Source organism: Paenibacillus ehimensis NBRC 15659, assembly GCF_004000785.1.
GTDB classification, from domain to species: domain Bacteria; phylum Bacillota; class Bacilli; order Paenibacillales; family NBRC-103111; genus Paenibacillus_G; species Paenibacillus_G ehimensis.
The window spans coordinates 1-20657 of record NZ_BILX01000053.1; the positions used below are offsets into that span (position 1 = coordinate 1).

General features: G+C 57.8%; 16 protein-coding genes. 3 read left to right on the top strand and 13 right to left on the bottom strand.

What is annotated here, in order from left to right:
- The 12 genes from PEH01S_RS24010 to PEH01S_RS24065 form a co-directional block, all read right to left on the bottom strand.
- A partial coding sequence (locus tag PEH01S_RS24010; protein ID WP_281281527.1) for a transcription antitermination factor NusB occupies positions 1-788 on the bottom strand: 788 nt, incomplete at its 3' end.
- A gap of 32 nt (positions 789-820) precedes the next feature.
- Positions 821-1777, bottom strand: coding sequence for a methionyl-tRNA formyltransferase (fmt, locus tag PEH01S_RS24015; RefSeq protein WP_164828022.1), 957 nt, complete (start codon positions 1775-1777; stop codon positions 821-823).
- Positions 1774-2256, bottom strand: coding sequence for a peptide deformylase (gene def, locus PEH01S_RS24020; protein WP_025851447.1), 483 nt, complete (start codon positions 2254-2256; stop codon positions 1774-1776). The genes fmt and def overlap by 4 nt, the downstream gene beginning before the upstream one ends.
- A gap of 103 nt (positions 2257-2359) precedes the next feature.
- Entirely contained in the window at positions 2360-4861 is a 2502-nt protein-coding gene (priA, locus tag PEH01S_RS24025; RefSeq protein ID WP_025851445.1) for a primosomal protein N', read from the bottom strand.
- 7 nt (positions 4862-4868) lie between these two features.
- The gene (gene coaBC / locus PEH01S_RS24030) at positions 4869-6074 is read right to left on the bottom strand and encodes a bifunctional phosphopantothenoylcysteine decarboxylase/phosphopantothenate--cysteine ligase CoaBC (RefSeq protein WP_127488499.1); all 1206 of its coding nucleotides are present in this window, start codon (positions 6072-6074) and stop codon (positions 4869-4871) included.
- 75 nt (positions 6075-6149) lie between these two features.
- Complete coding sequence (gene rpoZ, locus PEH01S_RS24035) at positions 6150-6365, bottom strand: DNA-directed RNA polymerase subunit omega (protein ID WP_025851441.1); 216 nt, start codon at positions 6363-6365, stop codon at positions 6150-6152.
- 1 nt (position 6366) lies between these two features.
- The gene (gene gmk / locus PEH01S_RS24040) at positions 6367-7008 is read right to left on the bottom strand and encodes a guanylate kinase (RefSeq protein WP_127488501.1); all 642 of its coding nucleotides are present in this window, start codon (positions 7006-7008) and stop codon (positions 6367-6369) included.
- Entirely contained in the window at positions 6998-7258 is a 261-nt protein-coding gene (gene remA, locus PEH01S_RS24045) for an extracellular matrix/biofilm regulator RemA (RefSeq protein WP_009672664.1), read from the bottom strand. The genes gmk and remA overlap by 11 nt, the downstream gene beginning before the upstream one ends.
- A gap of 268 nt (positions 7259-7526) precedes the next feature.
- Entirely contained in the window at positions 7527-8408 is an 882-nt protein-coding gene (locus tag PEH01S_RS24050) for a YicC/YloC family endoribonuclease (RefSeq protein ID WP_025851436.1), read from the bottom strand.
- A 29-nt stretch (positions 8409-8437) separates the two neighbouring features.
- Positions 8438-10333: a bifunctional homocysteine S-methyltransferase/methylenetetrahydrofolate reductase gene (locus PEH01S_RS24055; protein WP_025851435.1), complete on the bottom strand. Its 1896-nt coding sequence runs from the start codon at positions 10331-10333 to the stop codon at positions 8438-8440.
- A 32-nt stretch (positions 10334-10365) separates the two neighbouring features.
- Complete coding sequence (dapF, locus tag PEH01S_RS24060) at positions 10366-11202, bottom strand: diaminopimelate epimerase (RefSeq protein ID WP_025851433.1); 837 nt, start codon at positions 11200-11202, stop codon at positions 10366-10368.
- A gap of 149 nt (positions 11203-11351) precedes the next feature.
- On the bottom strand, positions 11352-14144 hold the full coding sequence (locus tag PEH01S_RS24065) for a calcium-translocating P-type ATPase, SERCA-type (RefSeq protein WP_127488503.1): 2793 nt from the start codon (positions 14142-14144) through the stop codon (positions 11352-11354).
- A gap of 172 nt (positions 14145-14316) precedes the next feature.
- Between PEH01S_RS24065 and PEH01S_RS24070 the strand changes: the two genes are divergently transcribed.
- The 3 genes from PEH01S_RS24070 to PEH01S_RS24080 all read left to right on the top strand — a co-directional run bounded on the left by PEH01S_RS24070 (position 14317) and on the right by PEH01S_RS24080 (position 17329).
- Positions 14317-14952, top strand: a complete 636-nt coding sequence (locus tag PEH01S_RS24070) for a TetR/AcrR family transcriptional regulator (RefSeq protein ID WP_127488505.1) — start codon at positions 14317-14319, stop codon at positions 14950-14952.
- Between the two features lie 6 nt (positions 14953-14958).
- Positions 14959-15456 (top strand): hypothetical protein, encoded by a 498-nt coding sequence (locus tag PEH01S_RS24075; RefSeq protein ID WP_127488507.1) that lies wholly within the window; start codon positions 14959-14961, stop codon positions 15454-15456.
- Positions 15457-15559: 103 nt separating this feature from the next.
- Entirely contained in the window at positions 15560-17329 is a 1770-nt protein-coding gene (locus tag PEH01S_RS24080) for an Rqc2 family fibronectin-binding protein (RefSeq protein WP_127488509.1), read from the top strand.
- Positions 17330-17388: 59 nt separating this feature from the next.
- Here PEH01S_RS24080 and PEH01S_RS24085 read toward each other — a convergent pair whose 3' ends face one another.
- Positions 17389-20460: a CheR family methyltransferase gene (locus tag PEH01S_RS24085; protein WP_127488510.1), complete on the bottom strand. Its 3072-nt coding sequence runs from the start codon at positions 20458-20460 to the stop codon at positions 17389-17391.
- Positions 20461-20657: the final 197 nt, after the last annotated feature.

A 20657-nucleotide genomic window follows, 5' to 3' on the forward strand; every position in this document is an offset into this window, starting at 1 on the left:
AGGGCCATATTGCCGCCGCCGCGCACGATCACGCCGGCGGGCGCAACCGCGGAGGGCTCCGCTTCGAGCCCTCCTTGCCGCAGCCGCTCGGCCAGCTCGCCCGGGCCGAGCTTCAGGCCGTTCGCGCGCAGGCTGACGCGCGGCGTCGTGTTGTTCGCCTCGCAGAGCCGCTCGGCCGCCTGCTCGCCGAACTCGCGGATCCAGCGCCGCACCAGCCACTCCGGGTGCGAGTGCGCAAGCGCGATGCGCCGCTCGGCCGGCAGCCCGGCGGGCAGGACGAGCTCGCTTTTGCTGCGGAGCACGCTGCGCAGCACGCCGTTGACCATGCCGGAGATGCCTTGATGGCCCCGCCGCTTCGCAATATTGACCGCTTCGTTGACGATCGCATGGTCCGGAATCCGGTCCAAATAGTGCAGCTGGTAAAAGCTCAGCCGCAGCAGGTTGCGGACCCATGGCTGCAGCTTCGCCAGCCCTTTGCTGACGAACCGCTCCAGGAAAAAGTCGATCGTGCCGAGCCGCTGAACCGTTCCGTATACGATTTCCGTCGCCAGCCCTGCGTCCGGCTTGTCCAGCTTGTACTTTTGCAGCGTCTGGTTCAGCAGCAAATTGCTGTACGAACGGTCCTGCTCGATCCGCACCAGCACGTCAAGGGCCGCTTCTCTGGACGAGCCTTGGGCCGGGCCTTTGCTTGCCCGGGGAGATTTCCCTTGCAGGCTCCCCCGGGCTCCACCCGAAGCCGCTCCCGCCCGCTTGGTCCGTCCGGAGGACGGTTGATTCGTTTCGCTCATAATTCCTCCGCTTTTCTTCTATAACGCACAGCTCAATCGCCCGATGTCCCAAGCACGGTGCCCGGCGCCAGCTGTCCGCTTCGCGCGAACGCGGCGGCGTCCATGGCTTTCTTGCCCGCCGGCTGCAGCTCCGTGATCCGCAGAACGCCTTGTCCGGTAGCCACGGCAATTCCCCGCTCTCCCGCTTCAAGCACGGTGCCCGGCCGCACGCCGTCCGGCACGCGATCCGACTCGGCGGGCTTGGCGCACGTCCATATTTTCAATACTTCGCCGTTCCACAGCGTATAAGCTCCCGGCCGGGGATGCAGCCCCCGCACCAAATTCCACAGCTGCTTTGCCGGCTTCGTCCAATCGATCCGTTCCTGCTCGCGAGTGATGTTCGGGGAATATTCCGCCTCCGCATCGTTTTGCGGCACGGCCTGCACGCGGCCCGCAAGCAAATCGGGAAGCGTCTCCTTCAACAGCTTCGCTCCGGCCAAGCTCAGCTTGTCGAACATCGTGCCGGTCGTATCGCTGTCCTCGATCGGCACTTCAATCTTGCTGATCATGTCGCCGGTATCCAGTCCTTCCGCCATGTACATGATCGTGACGCCGGTGACGGTGTCGCCGTTCATCACGGCGTAGTGAATCGGGGCCCCGCCGCGGTATTTAGGCAGCAGCGACGCGTGAATATTAATACAGCCCAGCTTCGGCAGCTCCAGTACCGATTTCGGCAAAATTTGTCCGAAGGCCGCCGTCACGATCAGATCCGGCTGCAGGGCGCGGATCGCCTCGACGGACTCCGGGCGGCGCAGCCTTTCCGGCTGAAGCACGGGCAGGCCGTGCTTCTCCGCCTCGACCTTGACGGGGGTCGGCGTCAGGACGCGCTTGCGCCCGACCGGACGATCCGGCTGCGTGACGACCGCGACGACCTCCAGATTCTTATCGTTCAGCAGCGTCTGCAGAGACGGCACGGCGAAATCCGGCGTGCCCATAAAAATTACTCTCATGCGTCATCACGATCCTGCTGCTCGCTGCGATACATTTTTTCCGCCAAATCCGTATACAGCACCCCGTTTAAATGATCCACCTCATGCTGAATGCAGCGGGCCAGCAGCTCGGTCCCTTCAATGACGATCTCCTCGCCGTTGCGGTTGAGCCCTTTCACCTTCACACGGGCAGCCCGCTTCACATCCCCCGTAAATCCGGGAATGCTTAAGCAGCCCTCCGGTCCGAACTGTTCCCCTTCCCGCTCGATGATCTCCGGATTGATCAGCTCGATCAAGCCGTGTTCGTCGCCGACGTCCATAACGATCACCCGTTTGAGAATGCCGATCTGCGGTGCGGCCAGTCCTACGCCCTCCGCATCGTACATCGTATCGGCCATGTCGTTCAGCAGTTTATGAATGTTCGGTGTAATTTTAGGAACGGGCTTGCATTTTTCGCGCAGCACCGGGTCCGGGTCCTTCACGATGATTTTGATTGCCATGTATAAGCACCATCCTTTTCAATTAAAGAGAATGAACCGGCCTTTTTGCAGCCGGCTGATAGGTTATGTATATTCCGGCCGCATGGACCGGTTGACAGCTCCCTTACATTAACACTTGGGGATCGACATCGATCGCCACCGTCAGCTTGTGCTGCTTCACGGTATCGTCGAGCACGGTAGCCGCTCCCCCGACCAAGGCGGAGATGTCCGTCTCTCCCCGATATTTTATCATGCATTGAAACCGATATCTATCTTTGATCCTTGAAATCGGCGAAGCGACGGGCCCCAGCACTTCCAGCTCGGTTCCGTCCGCCTGCATCGTCTGCGCCAGCTCCTTCAGACGGGAAGCGAGCATTTCGCCCGCGCGAAGCAGCAGCTGTACCTGCTCGTGCGACAGCGTAATCAAGACGAGCCGGTGAAACGGCGGATAATTGTGCAGCTTGCGCATCAGCATCTCCTTGCGCATAAAGCCCATATAATCATGCTTGCTCGCGCTCAAAATGCTGTAGTGCTCAGGCGTGTACGTTTGCACGAACACCTCGCCGGGCAGCTCGTGCCGTCCGGCGCGTCCCGCCACCTGAGTCAGCAGCTGGAACGACCGTTCGGCCGCGCGAAAATCGGGCAGGTTTAGAACGGAATCGGCAGCCAGCGCGCCAACCAGCGTCACATAAGGGAAATCAAGCCCCTTCGCGACCATCTGCGTTCCGAGCAGAACGTCGGCCTGACGGTTGCGGAACATCGTGAGCCATTTTTCATGCGAGCCCTTTTCCGTCGTCGTGTCCACGTCCATGCGAATGACGCGAATGCCGGGAAACAGCTTGCCGAGCTCCTCCTCGACCCGCTGCGTACCCGTGCCGAAATGACGGATATGCTCGCTGCCGCAGTCCGGACAGACGGCCAATTCGCGCTCCGCATAGCCGCAGTAATGACAGCGGATTGCCTTGGAGCTTTGGTGGTATGTCAGCGAGATATCGCAATGCGGACAATCCGCCACATAGCCGCAGGTGCGGCACATGACGAATGTGGCATAACCGCGCCGGTTCAGCAGCAGGACGACCTGTTCCTTCTTGTGTAACCGATCTTCGATCGCTTTATACAAGGCGCGGCTGAACATCGACCGGTTGCCGTTTTTCAGTTCCTCGCGCATATCGATGATGTTCACCCGCGGCAGCGGCCTTCCCTCGACGCGCGATGGCATGGAGAGCAATTCGAATGCCGGACGATCAGGGGTTGCCGAAGCGGCAGCTTCGACGGAGGTACGGTACATGCTTTCCAGCGATGGTGTGGCAGAGCCCAGCACGACCGAGGCCCCGTGCTCGCCCGCCCGGGCGATCGCCACATCGCGGGCGTGATATTTCGGGCTTTCTTCCTGCTTATAGGTCGATTCGTGTTCTTCATCAATAATAATGAGTCCGATATTCGTAAAGGGCGCGAAAATCGCCGAGCGCGCGCCGATCACGACGCTGACTTCCCGCCGTACGATTTTGCGCCATTCGTCATAGCGCTCCCCGTTGGATAGACGGCTGTGCAGCACGGCGACCCGGTTGCCGAACCTTCCTTTGAACCGCTCCACCATCTGAGGCGTCAGCGAAATTTCCGGGACGAGTACGATCGCTTCGCGGCCTTGATCCAAGCACGCCTGGATCGACTGGAGATAGACCTCCGTCTTGCCGCTGCCGGTCACCCCGTGGAGCAAAAAGACGCGTGACGTCCGTTCTTCCGCCGCCTTTCTGATTCTTTCGTAGACCGCTTGCTGCTCGGGCGTTAGCGGGAGCGGCGAGGTCGGCTTGAAGGTGCGCGACGCATAGGGGTCGCGCTGCACTTCGGTTTCCTCCAACCGAAGCCAGCCTCGTTCGGCAAGCCCTTTGACCGCTGCAGCGGTGATTTGCAGCTTCGTCAGCAGCTCCGTCAGCTTGATCGGCTCGGGATGCTCCCGCAGAAAAGCGAGCACTTGCTTTTGCTTGGCCGCACGGGCCGGCAGCTCGGCTTGCCATGCTTCCAACTGATCGGGATCGTTCGGCGGGAACACATAAAGCGCTTTTTTCGCGGACATCCGGTCTTTGACCATTTGAACTTCCGTCAGCCGGCCGTCTTCTAACAGCTGCTTGATCAGTGCTCCTTTTTCCGGGAAGGTTTGCAGCAGCGATTCCAGCTCGACCGATTCGTGCTTGCGGACATAGGCGAGGATTTCCTCCTGCTCCGGGAGGAGCAGAGGCAGCAGCTCCAACTGCTTTTCGGTCCCCGGGTCTTCGGCCGTCTTAACATGCCTTTCGTATTTGGCCTTAAGCGCCCCGGGGATCATCGCTTGCAGCGCAATAATTTCGTGGCAAAGGTACGTGCGGCTGATCCAGCGGCCCAGCTTCACCAGCTCGGGGGTTAGCGGAGGGGTGACGTCCAGCGTCTGGCGGATCGGCTTCAGCTTCTCCGGGTCCAGATCCGTTCCGTCGTGAAGCTCCACGACAAACCCTTGTACGGTCCGCGGGCCGAAGGGAACGCCTACGCGGCTCCCCACGGCGATGTAGTCCCGCATCGTTTCCGGCACAATATAATCAAATGCCCGGTTCGTAGGCCGGGCCGGGACATCCACAATGACTTTGGCGTACATTCGTCGGTCATCTCCCCTTTCCGAGACGATCCGCAACTAGCGCGAGCAATCTGGCCGCGACTTGTCCTTTCGACATCAGAGGCAGCGCTTCAACCAGCCCCCCGGAATCATAAATCCGTACAACGTTCGTATCCGTGCCGAAGCCTGCGCCTTCCATCGTCACGTCATTGGCTACCAGCAGATCGCAGCGCTTCTTCTTCAGCTTTTCCTGCGCAAACGTCTCCAAATGCTGCGTTTCGGCCGCAAAACCGACGAGAAGCTGCGACGGCTTCTTCCGTTCGCCGACCGCTTGCGCGATATCCGGATTTTTCACCAGCCGCATCGTCATTTCGTCTTCGTTTTTCTTGATTTTGTGCTCCGCCTGCTCCGCGGGCCGGTAATCGGCTACAGCCGCCGCCTTGATAATCACATCCTGCTCGGGCAATCGGGAAAGGACCGCTTCCATCATCTCCAGGGCGGATTCGACTTTGACAACGGTCACGCCGGCAGGTGCGGCAATCGAAGCTTTGCCCGTAACGAGCATCACGTTCGCCCCCATCCGCTGCGCTTCCTCGGCAATTGCATACCCCATTTTGCCCGAGGAATCGTTGGTCAAGTACCGGACAGGATCAATCCGCTCCACCGTCGCGCCGGCCGTTACCAAGACATGCTTGCCTTCAAGCAGCCGCTTCTCCTGGAAAAACCGTTCGACCGCAGCCACGATCTCTTCCGGCTCTGCCAGTCGGCCTTTGCCGACGTAGCCGCAAGCCAGCTGACCCGTGCCGGGCTCGATGAACCGGACGCCGCGCGCCGCAAGCTTGAGCATGTTGGCCTGCACCGCCGGGTGCGCGTACATATGTACATTCATGGCGGGAGCTACGAGAATCGGCGCAGTCGTGGCCAATAGCGTCGTGCTGAGCATATCGTCGGCGAGGCCCAGCGCGATTTTGCCGATCACGTTGGCGGTGGCCGGGGCGATCACGACGAGGTCCGCCCGATCCGCCAGATCGATATGCGATACGACGGAAGCGTCCTTTTCGTCGAACGTATCGACGATGACATCGTGCCTGGATAACGTTTGAAACGTTAGCGGCGCCACAAATTTGGTCGCCGATTCCGTCATGATCACACGTACGTCGGCTCCCGCCTGCGCCAGCTTGCTGCACACCGCCGCCGCTTTGTAAGCGGCAATGCCGCCGCTGACCCCGAGCAAGACCGTTTTTCCGTTCAACATGGGGCTTCGCTCCTTTCCCTTACGGGCAATGAATCGTATCCTTGCGAAAAAAATAACAACCGCGAGGGTTGTTGTTTATTTTAAGGACTCTTTGTTTTGCAGTTTCTCGTAGGAAATATGGTCTTCGTAGATTTCTTCCAGCGCCAGTCCTACGTATTTGTGGGATTTCTTCTGTTTCACTTCGGTTTTGGAACCGTCGCGCAGCATGCGCGCCCGTTTGGCGGCCGCTACCACGAGCGAATACTTGCTGTCCACCTTGTCCAAAAGTCTATCGATTGAAGGATACAACATGTTATTTTTTCACCTCAGCCATCCAATGTTGAATTTTGGAAACCATCCGGTCTTTGCGGCAGTGTTCCGCCGTCAAAATGCTGCGGATGCGGGAACAGGCGAGGTCTACTTGATCGTTCACGATAGCGTAATCGTAATGCTCCATCATCGCGATCTCGTCGACCGCCACCGACATGCGGCTGCGAATCGTTTCCTCGGATTCCGTACCGCGTCCGACGATACGGCTTTCAAGCTCCGGCAGCGACGGAGGCAGCAGAAAAATGAATACCCCTTCCGGGAACTTCTGCTTCACCTTCAGCGCACCCTGCACTTCGATCTCCAAAATAATGTCCTTGCCTGCGTTCAACGTATCTTCTACAAACTTGCGCGGCGTTCCGTAATAATTGCCTACGTATTCCGCCCATTCCAGCATCTGGTCCTGTGCGATCATCTGCTGGAATTGTTCTCTGGTCTTAAAAAAATAATTAACCCCATCCATTTCGCCCTGCCGCGGAGCCCGCGTTGTTGCGGAGACCGAGTATACGATATCCGGCGCGCAGCTCCGCAGCGCTTTACAGACGGTACCCTTGCCGACGCCGGAAGGACCGGAAAGCACGATTAAGATTCCTTTATCCGCAGGGGTATATCCTACACTACTCGTCATGATCATCGTCCTTATTGGAAAGTCGATGCGCCACCGTTTCCGGCTGTACCGCGGACAAAATGACATGATCGCTGTCCGTGATAATGACGGCGCGGGTGCGGCGACCGTAAGTCGCATCGATCAGCATATGGCGGTCGCGCGCTTCTTGGATGATCCGTTTGATCGGTGCCGATTCCGGGCTGACAATGGAAATGATTCGATTCGCAGATACGATATTCCCGAAACCGATATTGATTAGTTTGATCGCCATGTTATAGGTTCCCCCTGGAACTTTCTTTTAAAATGAGAGGTTGTTCGTCAGTGGCTGCGAATCAGCAGCATCTGCCTCCGCCGCTCTTGAAATCGGGTTCTTCATCAACTTCCCTTGCGGTAAGAACCCGATTTCAAAGGCGGCACGTAAACTACAAGTTTTCCGCAAAGGAAAACTGCATCGGAAGCATATGCTCCGGCAGATCCTCTGTTCTCCGCCAACCGTCAACAAACAAAAATCATTCAAAAGAAAGAGTTAATTACTAAAATTACTCGATATTTTGAATCTGCTCCCGCATTTTTTCGAGCTCCGCTTTCATGTCGACCACCACGGAGGCCAGCTGAGCGTGATTCGCTTTGGAACCGATCGTATTCGCTTCCCGGTTCATCTCCTGAACGAGAAAATCGAGCTTTCGGCCCACCGGTTCGGAAGATTTCAGCAGTTCCCGGAACTGCTTGCAGTGACTTTGCAGACGGGTCAGCTCCTCGGCGATGCTGGCGCGGTCGGCGAAGACGGCGATCTCCATGGCCAGCCGCTGCTCGTCCGGAGGCGCTTGCTGCAAAAGCTCTTCGATCCGGGCGCGCAGCTTGCCGGCATAATCTTGGACCACTTGAGGCGCGATCCCCGAGGCTGTGCTGCAGTAATGCTCCATCGTCCCGATCCGCTGCATCAGATCGCTCTGAAGAAAGGCGCCTTCCTTCTCGCGCATGTCCGAAAGCTCCCTTGCCGCTTCCGCTGCGCAGGCAACCAGCTCCGCTTCCATCCGCTCCTCGGCCATCTCCTGATTTTGCCCAATCGCAACCAGACCGGGAATGGCAAGCAGGTCGCGCAGGCTCAGCTCGTCCTTGAGGGACAACCGCTCCCGCAGCTGTTCGGCCGCCTGAACATAGCCCATCGCCAAGCTCCAATCGATCTCGACGGCTTGCGGTACGTCGCGGTCGCGTTCAATCGTAACGAACGCATCGACACGCCCGCGCCTTACATGCTGCTGAACGGCGGCTTTAACCGCGCTCTCGTAACGGGCAAATTCCCGGGGCATCCGTACCACGATCTCGCAGTAACGGTGATTGACCGATTTAAGGTCAATCTGGATCCGGAAGCCGTCCGTCGTACGTGCGGCTTGTCCGAAGCCGGTCATACTGATGACCATGGCCTTCACATCCATTATCCTATTCTAATTCATTTTGATAGTGGGTACAAGTGGGAATCAAGCCGCTGCGCTTTCTCCCAAACGTACTCCGTCAGCTGTACGGTCATCTCGTAGGCAAGGAACGGCGTCATCAAATAAATTCCTTTAAAATAGCGCATCGCCGTATCGAGCAGCTCCTTGGCAATCTGTACGCCCATGGCCCGTCCTTCCTCGCCCTTGAGCCCGTTCATCCGCTGCCGGACTTCGTCCGACAGTTGTATGCCCGGGACCTCGTTGTGCAGGTATTCGGCGTTGCCCCCGCTGGCGAGCGGCATGATACCGATGAAGATCGGAACGTCCAGATGCTTTGTCGCCTCGTACACCTTTTCGATCAGCTCCGCATTATAGACGGGCTGGGTCATGATGTAATCCGCGCCGGACTCGATTTTGCGCTCAAGCCGCTGCACCGCTTTATCCAAGTGCTTGACGTTGGGATTGAAGGCGGCGCCGACGACGAAATTCGCTTTTTTCTTAAGCGACTTGCCGGAAAAAGCGATTCCCTCGTTCAGTTGCTTGATCATCCGGATGATCTCGAACGACGTCAGATCGTATACGGAGCTCGAGCCCGGCAAATCGCCGAACTTGGCCGGATCGCCCGTCACGGCCAGCACATGGTCGATGCCGAGCGCATGCAGCCCCATCATATGCGATTGGGTGCCGATCATGTTCCGGTCCCGGCAAGCGATGTGAATGAGCGGCTTCATGCCGATTCTCTCTTTTACCAGACTGCCGAGCGCCAAATTGCTCATCCGTGTGACGGCGAGCGAATTGTCCGCCATCGTCAGCGCATCGACGCCGGCATTTTTAAGCGCCTGCGCGCCCTGCATGAACTTCTCGATGTCCAGATCGCGCGGCGGATCAAGCTCCACGATGACGGTGTAGCGCTCCTTCGCGAGCTCAGCGAGATTCGGCTCCTGCGCGGGAGGCGACGATACGGGCTGCAGACGCGTCACAATGCGGCCGGTCTCGCTTTCGCCGCCGACTTCCTGCAGCAGGCGCAGAGCGTCGGGATCGGGCGCATAGTTCTGAAGCGACTGAGCCATGGCGGCGATATGCTCAGGCGTCGTGCCGCAGCAGCCTCCGACGATGCGTGCTCCCAAATCGACGAATTTCCGGGCGGTTTCCCCGAAATACTCCGGAGTCGCCGCATAGGTGTACCGTCCGTCCACATAGTCGGCGATCCCTGCGTTCGGGAATACCGAGAACGGGGGCGCGCCCTCCATGCCGGCGACCCGCTGGATCGAGCGCATCAGCCCGTTCGGGCCGCTCCGGCAGTTGAAGCCGACCACGTCCGCCCCGGCCGCCGTCAGTTTCCGGAACGCTTCCGTCAGCAATATGCCGTCATGCGTCGAGCCCGTGCCTTCGGTGGCAAATTGGCAAATGACCGGAAGTTCGCTGACCTTGCGAATCAGCTTCAGCGCGATCAGCATTTCCTCCAGATCGTAAAACGACTCCAGCAGCAGCCCATCTACCGGCGTATCGACAAGAACCTCGATTTGTTCGCGAAAATCTTCCTTGACTTTGGCGGTGCGGACATTTTTGCGTTTCCCCGCCCGGATTGAGCCGATAGCGCCGACGATGTAGGCGTCGTCCCCAACCGCTTTTCTGGCCAGCTCGACGCCGGCGCGGTTGATCGCCTCCATCTCCTGCTCCAGCCCGTATTTGGACAGCTTTTCGCGGTTCGCGGAGAACGTATTGGTCTCGATTATGCGCGCTCCCGCTTCGTAATAGCGCCGATGCACGTCCATAATGACATCGGGCTTCAGCAAATTTAATTCTTCATAAGAAATGCCGACAGGAAAACCCATCTGATACAGGTACGTACCCATGGCCCCGTCCCCTACCAGCACCTGACGTCTGAGCGCTTCTCGCAAATCCGGTTTCACCAACGGCATCTCCCTTCTCTCCATGATGGACCTTACAGCGTTCCTTTAAACACGATTTCCGCCGGCCCCGTCATATAGACGTGATTATCCGATTCGTTCCATTCGATCCGAAGCTCGCCGCCTTTTAAGGAAATGACCGCTTCCCGGTCCATTTGTCCGGTCAGCACCCCGGCCACGAGCGTGGCGCAGGCGCCCGTTCCACAGGCGAGCGTCGGGCCCGCGCCGCGTTCCCACACCCGCATATCGGCGTAATCGCGCCGTTGGACCGTCGCAAACTCTACATTAATTTTACGCGGAAACAGCGCGTGTGTTTCGAGCTTCGGGCCCCACGCGTACAAATCCGCTCCGACGGCATCCTCGACAAAAATGACGCAGTGAGGGTTGCCCATCGACACGGCGGTGAACCGGAATTCGCGGCCGTCGATGCTGACCGGATACCCGATGACCTGCGGCTCGTCGATCGTCGTCGGAACTTCGAGCCCGTTCAGCACAGGCGCGCCCATATCCACGCGTACCGCAGCGACGCGCCCTGCCTTGACCGTCAGCTGAACCGCTTGCGCCCCGGCTCCGATCGTTTCGATCGTCAGTTCGGTTTTGTCCCGGGGAACAAGCCCGTGATCGTAAATATATTTCGCCGCACAGCGGATGGCGTTGCCGCATTGCTCCGCCTCCGAGCCGTCGGAATTGATGATTCGCATCATATAATCGGCTTTTGCCGAAGGAAGCAGGTAGACAAGACCGTCCGCGCCGATGCCGAAATGGCGGTCGCACAACCGGATCGCTTGCCCGGATGCGTCCGCAGGCAGCTCCTGGTCGCCGTGCAAGACGATAAAATCGTTGCCTAACCCTTGCATTTTCGTGAAATTCATCGTTTTGGCTCCCATTTCAGCGTTTTACACCCTACTATATCGCAAATTCGCAGCTATGCATAGCGGTTCCGCAAAATTTTATCCGAATTCGGGCGAAAATGCAAATAGCCGAATCCTCTGCTTTCGCAGGGATCCGGCTCCCATACCCTTTACCGTACGACCGGCTTCATCGTCTTCGCCCCGCCGCCCCCATAAGAGGCGGGCTTGCGTTTCCGCGGCTTGCTCATCAGGCTCCCGACGCCCATCAGGAATGTCGGAATTCCCGCAAATACGAGCACAAGCAGCCAATCTGTAACACCGAGCGGCACCGTCTTGAAAATCGGCTGAAGCTGCTCGACATAAAGCACCGGCAGCATCAGCAGCAGCGAAGAGACGACCGCCATCACCAGCCACTTGTTCTGCAGCGGGTTCCGGTGGAAAATCGAGCGCGAGCTGCGGCAGTCGAACACATGGATGAGCTGCGCCATCACCAGCGTGACGAAAGCGACCGTTTGCGCCTTGACGAGGGCGCCCGCACTGTCCCCGCCCTGCTTGAGCGTAATGTAGAACGCCGCCAGGGTGCATAGTCCGATCAGAATACCGCGGCTGATAATTTTCCACCCGAGGCGGCGCGCAAAAATATTTTCTTTGGCCAGGCGGGGCTTCTGCTGCATCAAATCCTTCTCGGCCTGATCCACGCCGAGCGCCATGGCCGGCAGGCCGTCCGTCACGAGATTGACCCATAAAATCTGAATCGGCACAAGCGGCAGCGGCAGCCCGGCCAGCATGGCGAGAAACATCGTCAAAATTTCGCCGACATTCGAAGCGAGCAAGTAGCGGATGAATTTGCGGATATTTTCGTAAATCCCGCGCCCTTCCTCGATGGCCGAGACGATCGTGGCAAAATTATCGTCGCTGAGCACGAGCGCGGACGCTTCCTTCGATACGTCCGTGCCGCTGATCCCCATGGCGATGCCGATATCCGCCGCCTTGATCGCCGGCGCGTCGTTCACGCCGTCGCCGGTCATCGCCACGACGTGGCCTTGGCGCTGCAGCGATTTGACGATGCGCAGCTTATGCTCCGGCGATACGCGCGCGTAGACGTACACCTCGCCGACCTGTTTATCCAGATCGTCGTCGCTCATCGCGCTAAGCTGCTGGCCGTTCAGAGCAAGACCGTCCTGCGGCAGAACGCCGATCTGCCTGGCGATGGCCTCCGCCGTCGTCTGGTGGTCGCCGGTGATCATGACCGTTTTGATGCCTGCCTTGCGGCATTTGAGAATCGCTTCCCGCGCTTCCTTGCGCGGCGGGTCGATCATCCCGGTCAGGCCGACGAAAATAAGCTGGCTCTCCACCACCGTCTCTTCTTCGCTCCGTTCCGTCGGTTTCAAATCGCGGTAAGCCAGGCCGAGCACGCGGAGCGCGTTTTTGGCCATCCCTTCGTTAGCGGCCATCACCTTCTGCTTGAGCGTCGGAGTGAACGGAATGATTTTGTCGTCCCACAGCACATAGGCGCACTGCTGTACCAGAACGTCGGGCGCTCCCTTCGTGCAGACCATCCGGCCGCCCTGATGCTCGACGATCACCGACATCCGCTTGCGCTCCGAATCGAACGGGAATTCCAAAACGCGCCGGTACAGCCCTCCGAGCGATTGCTGCGTGACGCCGGCTTTGGCCCCGAGCACGACCAATGCTCCTTCCGTCGGATCGCCCTTGATGCTCCACACGCCCTCCGTCTCATCGTCCGGCTGCTTTTTCTTGGACTCCGCCCGCTCCTCCCGCAGCTCCGCGTTGTTGCAAAGTACGGAAACCTGCAGCAGACGGCGCAGCATCTGGTTTTTCCGCACATCGACGTGCTGCCCCTGCTTCAAAATTTCGCCGCGCGGGTCGTAGCCGTTCCCTGTCACCTCAAGCAGCTCGCCGCCCGTCCACAAGTGCGTCACGGCCATTTTATTTTGCGTCAGCGTGCCGGTTTTGTCCGAGCAGATGACCGAGGCGCAGCCGAGCGTCTCGACGGAAGGCAGCTTGCGGACGATCGCCTTGCGCTGAATCATCCGCTGTACCCCGAGCGCCAGAGCGATAGTTACGATCGCGGGCAGCCCCTCCGGAATCGCGGCGACCGCCAGGCTCACCCCGGCGAGGAACATGCCGTACGGCTCTTGTCCGTGCAGAATGCCCGCAACGACGACCATTACCGTCAACGCCAGCGCGACGATGATCAATATTTTTCCGAGCTGCTCCAGCCGGTGCTGCAAAGGCGTCTCGGTCGCTTCGGTGTTCTGGATCAGATCGGCGATCTTGCCCATCTCCGTCGCCATGCCGGTGCGGACCACGACCCCTTTGGCCGTTCCCCGCGTCAGCATCGTCCCCATAAAGCCTACGTTGCGCTGGTCCCCGAGAGGGATGTCTTCCCCCTCCAACGGCTCCGTATGCTTGGCTACCGGCACGGATTCCCCCGTCAGCGCGGACTCCTCCGCATAAAGACCGTTCGTTTCGATGAACCGAACATCCGCCGGCACCCGGTCGCCGCTTTCCAGCAGGACGATATCCCCGGGGACAAGCCACCGGGCCTGAATAAGCTCCAGACGGCCGTCGCGCAGCACCTTGGCGTTCGGCGCCGACAGCTCCTTCAGCGCCCGCAGCGACCGTTCCGCCCGGAATTCCTGCACGAAGCCGAGAATGCCGTTCATGATAATAATCGCAATGATCGCGACCGCGTCCAAATATTCGCCCAGCAGGCCCGATATGAGCGTCGCTCCGGCGAGCACGAGCACCATGAAGTCTTTGAACTGGTTCAAAAACAGCGTCACGGGAGACACGCCTTGTCCTTCCGCCAGCTCGTTTTTGCCGTATGCGGCCAGACGCTTTTCCGATTCCTCCATAGTCAGCCCTTTTGAAGGCTCTGTCCCGGACGACTGCAGGATTTCTTCCGTCGACATTTGATACCACTTCTTCTGACTCATCTGCTTTTTCCCTCCCAAAAGGTTGTCTACGTTCAATGTATTCAGACAAGCTGGAAATTAGCACCTGGAAGCGTTCGACGCAGAGATTATTGAAAAAAAAACGAAAACAATGTACAATATGACTATATAGTCATATGACCGTAGAGTCACATTCCAAAAGGAGCTGTGTTTGATGCCTCATCCGACGTTCTTTAATTTGCCTGCCGACAAGCGAAACCTGATCTTCGAAGCGGCCGTGGAGGAGTTTTACGAATTCGGGTACGCCAAAGCCAGCATTTCGCGTATCGTCGCAAAAACCGGAATTGCCAAAGGGAGCTTCTATCAGTATTTCGAAGACAAAAAAGACCTCTACAAACATGTCCTGGAAGTCATTGGCCGGCAAAAGACGGAATTTTCGGCCGCAGCCTTCCACGATCTCGAACGGAATGATCTGCTGCAAATGGTGCGAGAACTGTTCGTCTCCGGCATTCGCTTCTACCGGGCACATCCGAAACTTGCTTCGATCGCGGGAGATTTCGCCAAGCTTCGCGAACCCGAGCTGAAACGGGAAATAACCGGCGATGCCGCAGCCAAAAGCAACGAATTTTTCATTCGGCTTATTGAGCGCCAAAAAGAGTCTGGCCGGATCGCCCCCGACGTCGATGCGCCGGTGCTTGCCGATTTGATCGCGTTCTTAAGCGTGTACGTCGCTGAGCATTACGCCGATCAAGCCTTGTTCGGCAGCGAGAAGCAGGCCATGAAGACGATCGACAGCCTGATTTGGATCGTGGAAAACGGGATCGCCGCCACGAATCGTCCGGGGAGGTAAATACCAATGCTGGAGGAATGGTTTTTCTGGGCCTATGAAAGGCATCAAAATGTGTTGAGCTGGTACATCCGCCCATTATTTCTTCTGCCGTTCTGTTTCTTCGCCTATAGACGCAGCCTTAAAGGAATCGCTGCCGTGCTTCTCCTGCTGCTGAGCAGCATGTTCTGGTTTCTGAAGCCGGCCGAGGTGGACCCGCAAGTGCGTCAATTTTTGCAGATGGAGCAGGATTACTTGCTTGGCGACTGGAACTTGGCGAAAACATTGATGACTCTGCTGGTGCCTGGATCGCTGGCCGCTCTCGCCTATGCGTTCTGGAAACGGTCTTGGCTGTACGGCCTGCTCGTTCTGAATCTGATCGCCGTTCTAAAGATCGTCTGGAGCATTTATTTCGGCGGCGATTCCGGCTTCGCGGTCGTCGCGCCCGCGCTGACGGGTCTTGTGCTGTGCAACGCGGTCATCGCGGCCGCGCTGTATTGGCTCCGGAAGCGAAAACGGTCTCGATAGCGGCATCCGGGTCTTTCGACTTAAAATTTGCTTTAAAATATGGCATGATAGAGGGTAGCACTTAAAAATCGCTTTTTGCGCATGAAGAATGGAGTTGTCCCGCATGTCTTTCGACGGTCTCGTCGTTCACAGTCTGGCCCGCGAGCTGCAATGCTGCGTCGGGGCCCGCATCAATAAAGTGCAGATGCCATCGGAAAACGATATCGTCCTGCAAATCCGCGCGGCCGGCCGCAATCTGAAGCTGCTGCTGTCCGCCAATCCTACTTATCCCCGGGTGCACCTCACCGAGCAGAGCTTCCAGAATCCGCTGGAAGCGCCCATGTTCTGCATGCTGCTGCGCAAGCACTGCGAGGGAGGCATCATCGAAACGATCGAGCAGCCCGGCCTCGAGCGGATACTGCATCTGAACATCCGGCAGCGGGACGAGCTTGGGGACCTCAGTCTCAAAACCATCGTCGTGGAGATTATGGGCCGCCACAGCAATATTATATTGAAGGACCCGGCGACCGGGATCATTACCGACGGCATTCATCATGTCACGCCGGCGATCAGCAGCTACCGCATCGTCATGCCGGGCAGCGCCTACACGGCGCCGCCGGAGCAGCACAAGCTGCTTCCGTTCGGGCTGAGCGAGGAGCGCTTCACCGCTCTCCTTGGCGAAGCGGCCGAGGCGGCCGACGAACCGGCCTCCCCGCGCTTCTGGGAGCAGGCGCTCGTCGGGCGATTTAGCGGCTTCAGCCCGCTTGTCGCCCGCGAGTTGGTGCACCGCGCCGCTGGCGGAAGCTTGCCTCTGCCGTCCGACATGCCCGCGAAGCTGTGGGTGCCGTTCCGGCAGCTCGCCGAAAGGCTGGAAGCCGGAGCGGCGGAAGCGGTTATTGTCGAAGAAGCGGCAACGGGCAAAACGTTCTTCTCGATTACGGAGCTGAGCCACGTGCAGGGCGAGACGCAGCGCTTCGCTTCGATCAGCGCCTGCCTTGAGGCGTATTACGGGGACAAGGCGGAGCGGGATACCGTGAAGCAGCGCGCAGCCGATTTGTTCCGGCTGCTCAGCAACGAACGCAGCAAGAACATCAAAAAGCTTGAAAAGCTGGAAGAGACGATGGAGGAAGCCCGCGGTGCGGACCGCTTCCGCATCCTGGGCGAGCTGCTTACCGCCTCGATGCACCAAATCCGCAAAGGCGATAAGCAAATCGAAGTTGTGAACTATTATGATGAAGAGCAGCGTCCCGTCACGATCGAGCTAGACCCGCTGCTGACGCCGTCCGAGAACGCCCAGCGGTATTTCAAAAAGTATACCAAAAGCAAAAACAGCCTGATTGCCGTTCAGCAGCAGATGACCGAGGCTCGCGAGGAAATCCGTTATCTGGACAATGTGCTGCAGCAGCTTGCCAGCGCGGGGCTGGCCGATATCGAGGAAATCCGCGAGGAGCTGACGGAGCAAGGCTACGTACGGGACCGCGGCAAAAAAGGACGCAAAAAAAAGCCGAACCAGAAACCGGCTCTGGCCTGCTACACGTCCAGCGAAGGCGTCCCGATCTATGTCGGCAAAAACAACACGCAGAACGAGTACTTAACGAACCGGCTCGCCCACCCCGGCGATACGTGGCTGCATACGAAGGATATTCCGGGCTCTCACGTCGTCATTCGCAGCGCCGAGTACGGCGAAGCCACACTGCACGAAGCTGCCCAGCTGGCCGCCTGGTTCAGCCAAGCCAAGGAATCGAGCCAGGTGCCGGTCGATTATACACTCATCCGGCACGTGCGCAAGCCTAGCGGAGCCAAGCCGGGATTCGTGATCTACGACCACCAGAAAACGCTGTTCGTCACGCCCGATTCGGCGAATATCAAGCAGATGCCGGTAGCCATAAAATAGGCCCGCACAGCGAGCAAAAGCACCTGAATCCGCAGCTTGCGGACCAGGTGCTTTTTCATTTACGGCACCGCGGGAAGTTCAATAACGACCGTCGTTCCAATCCCTTCCTTGCTGGTTATGGTCATGGACCCGCGATGGTTTTCAATAATTTTGTAGCTGACCATGAGCCCGAGACCCGTTCCTTTGTTTTTCGTCGTATAAAACGGCTGTCCCAGCTTCGCCAGCTTGGTCTCTGGAATGCCGCATCCCTGGTCGATAAAACTGATTCGTATGCTGCCCCGCTCCGACTTTTCAGCCTTGACGAGGAAGGTTCCGCCTCCGGGCATCGCTTCCACCCCGTTCTTCAGCACGTTGATGAATACTTGCTTCAACTGGTTTTCGACGCAGCTTGTCGGCGGGAGCTCGTCCTCGATGTCCGTTTCAATGGTCACCTTGCTGATGATGGCCTGCGTTTCGAGCAGCATAATGACGTCATGCAGAATCGAAACCACGGATTTTGGCAAAAAGTCGGCTGCCTGCGGTTTCGCCAGCACGAGCAGCTCGCTGACGATTTCTTCGATCCGCTCCAGCTCGGCCGACATGATGGACAAATAGCTTCCGTGATGCCCCCGGGAGCCCATCAGCTTGGTAAAGCCTTTGAGCGCGGTCAGCGGATTGCGAATTTCATGGGCAATGCCGGCGGCAAGCTGACCGACGGCCGACAGCATCTCCGACTTCCGCAGCAGCTCCTCCGTCTGCTTCCGCTCCGTAATGTCTTCGGCGATTTTAAGATAATGAATAATTTGGCCTTCCTGATCTTTAATTGGCAAAATTTTAACGGATTCCGAGTAATTCGGCCCGTTTTTACGCCGGCTTTCCAGCTCGCCCTTCCATACGCGTCCGGAAGAGACGATGCTCCACATTTCCTCGAACGGGGTCGAAGAAGTATCCCAACGATTCAGCTCGCGAAGGGGGCTTCCCGCCACATCGGCCATTTGGAACCCGGTCATTTCCGTAAATTTCGCATTCACGAACCGGATCTTCCCTTCCGCATCGGCGATGACGGTAACGGAGGGGCTTTGCTCTATGGCGTAAGAGAGCTTAAGCAGCTGCTCGTTGGCCGATTTGAGCTCCGTGATGTCCGCAAATGTCAGGACAATGCCTTTGATGACATGATCGTTCGTTCGATAGGGCAGGACGCGCATGCTGTACCAAAGCCCGCTTCGGCTCCGAATCTCCCGCTCGACGGGAATCAGCGTCTTCAGCACTTTTTGGGCATCGCGCACAATGTCGTCGTCGAAGTTATGAGAGATAAGCCCGAGGGGACGTCCGTAATCGACCTCAAGCAAGTTGAATTCGTTCGTGATGGCAGGCGTAAACCGGCGGATGCACATGTTGGTGTCCAAGAAAACGGTCCCGATTCGGGTGCTGGTCAGAAAATTGTCCATATCGTCATTCACTGCGGTCAGTTCCCGAATCTTAACCTGATATTCCGCATTCACCGTAACCAGCTTTTCGTTCACCGATTGAAGCTCTTCGTTCGCGCACCTAAGCTCTTCATTGGCCGCCACCAGCTCTTCGTTGGTTGCTTGGAGCTCTTCGTTTGACGTCTCCAGCTCTTCGATCGTCGCCTGAAGCGACTCCTCTGCCTGGCGCAGCTCTTGCTCCAGCCCGATCATCCGGCAATGGACATCCGGTTCGATTTCGTATTCGTCGGCGGCCCGGACCGGCTCGTCAGAATGCCCCGCCTCCTCGAACAATACAAGTACGAGCTTGTCGAATTTTTTATTTTTCAACGAAAACGGCTTCGCGATCAGGTTAACGGATAACGACTGCCCGGAGCCGCTTACCTTCATGTTTTTGTAATAAACAGCTCGCTTTTCTTGGCGGACTTTTTGCATGGCCGTTACAATCGCGACGGCCAAATCAGCCTCTGCGATTTTGTAAATGTTCCAGCTTGGCCTTCCCTTCGGCAGCGTTACATACCGATTCACGCTGCCCCCCAGATGAAGCACTTCGTTGTTTTCGTCGATCACCATGCAGGGCGGCATGTGCTCGTCCACGATTGCCGTATATAAATCGTCCGTTTTTTTGAAGGTTTGCAAATCCTTCCACTGCAGATGCCCCTGCCTTGCCGCGGCGGTCGGACGTGTCCTGGGGGCGGCCCAGTCTCCCCTGTCGATCTCGCTTGCGTACCCCGGCCCCGGTCCCGGCGGGTTCCGCCTGAAAATATTCCACTTGCGGTCATACGGGACAAATAAATGCGTAAGCCGGCCAATCGTTTCGCTCGGTCCCAAAAACAGAAACCCGTCCGGATTGAGCGCGTAATGAAGCATCGACAGCACTTTCTGCTGCGTCTCGGATTGCAGGTAGATCAGCAGATTCCGGCAGGCGATCAGGTCCAAGCGGCTGAACGGCGGATCCTCAATCATGTTGTGAGGCGCAAACACGACCATTCTGCGAATGTCTTTATCGATGTGGTAAAAGTCCCCGTTTCGGGTAAAATACCGTCTCAGCCATGGTTTCGGCAGGCTTTTCACCGCCGCTTCGGGATAGATGCCCTGACTGGCCGCAGCAACCGCGTCCTTGTCCAGATCGGTGGAGAAAATTTTGACCGAATAAGGCTCTGTCAAAGTCTCGTTGAATTGATGAAACAGTATAGCGAGGGAGTAGGCTTCTTCGCCGGTCGAGCACCCCGCAACCCAGACGCGGATATGCCGTTCGTGCCCCCTGCTTTCCGCGATGGCGGGAATGACCTTTTTCTGAATGGTCTCGAATGCCTGCGGGTCTCGAAAAAATTGCGTCACCCCGATCAGCAAATCTTTGCCCAACGCGAGCAGCTCGTCCGGTTCGTCCGGCAGCAGCCGCGCATACTCCTCCATATCCGCCAGGCTCAACCTGTCCATGCGGCGTTCGATGCGCCGGATGAGGCTGCTTCGTTTGTAATGCCGGAAATCGATTCCGCATGCTTTGCTCAGCAGCCCGAGAATTCGCTGCAGCGTCCGTTCGTCACACGCAGGCTCCAGCCCGCCGCTTTGCGGCCTAAATTGCGGCAGTGCTTCAAACTCTCCGTCCGGCGCTCCTCTTCCGATGATTTTGCCGCCGGATTCGTACGGACACAGCCTGTACTGCAATGCTTGATTACCGTTCATCCCTTTCAACCTCTTTCCCAACCGGTACATGAATCCCGGTTCCCTTCCATGTTGCTCCGTTACGTCCACAGGATTCCGTATCAAGAATAAAGCTACAGCTCAAGTATACCCGTTTTTTTCCAATTTGGCTCACTTTTTTTGCATCCCAAAATAAAGACCGCCCTCGGCGGATACGTTTCCGCTAAAAGGACGGTCTG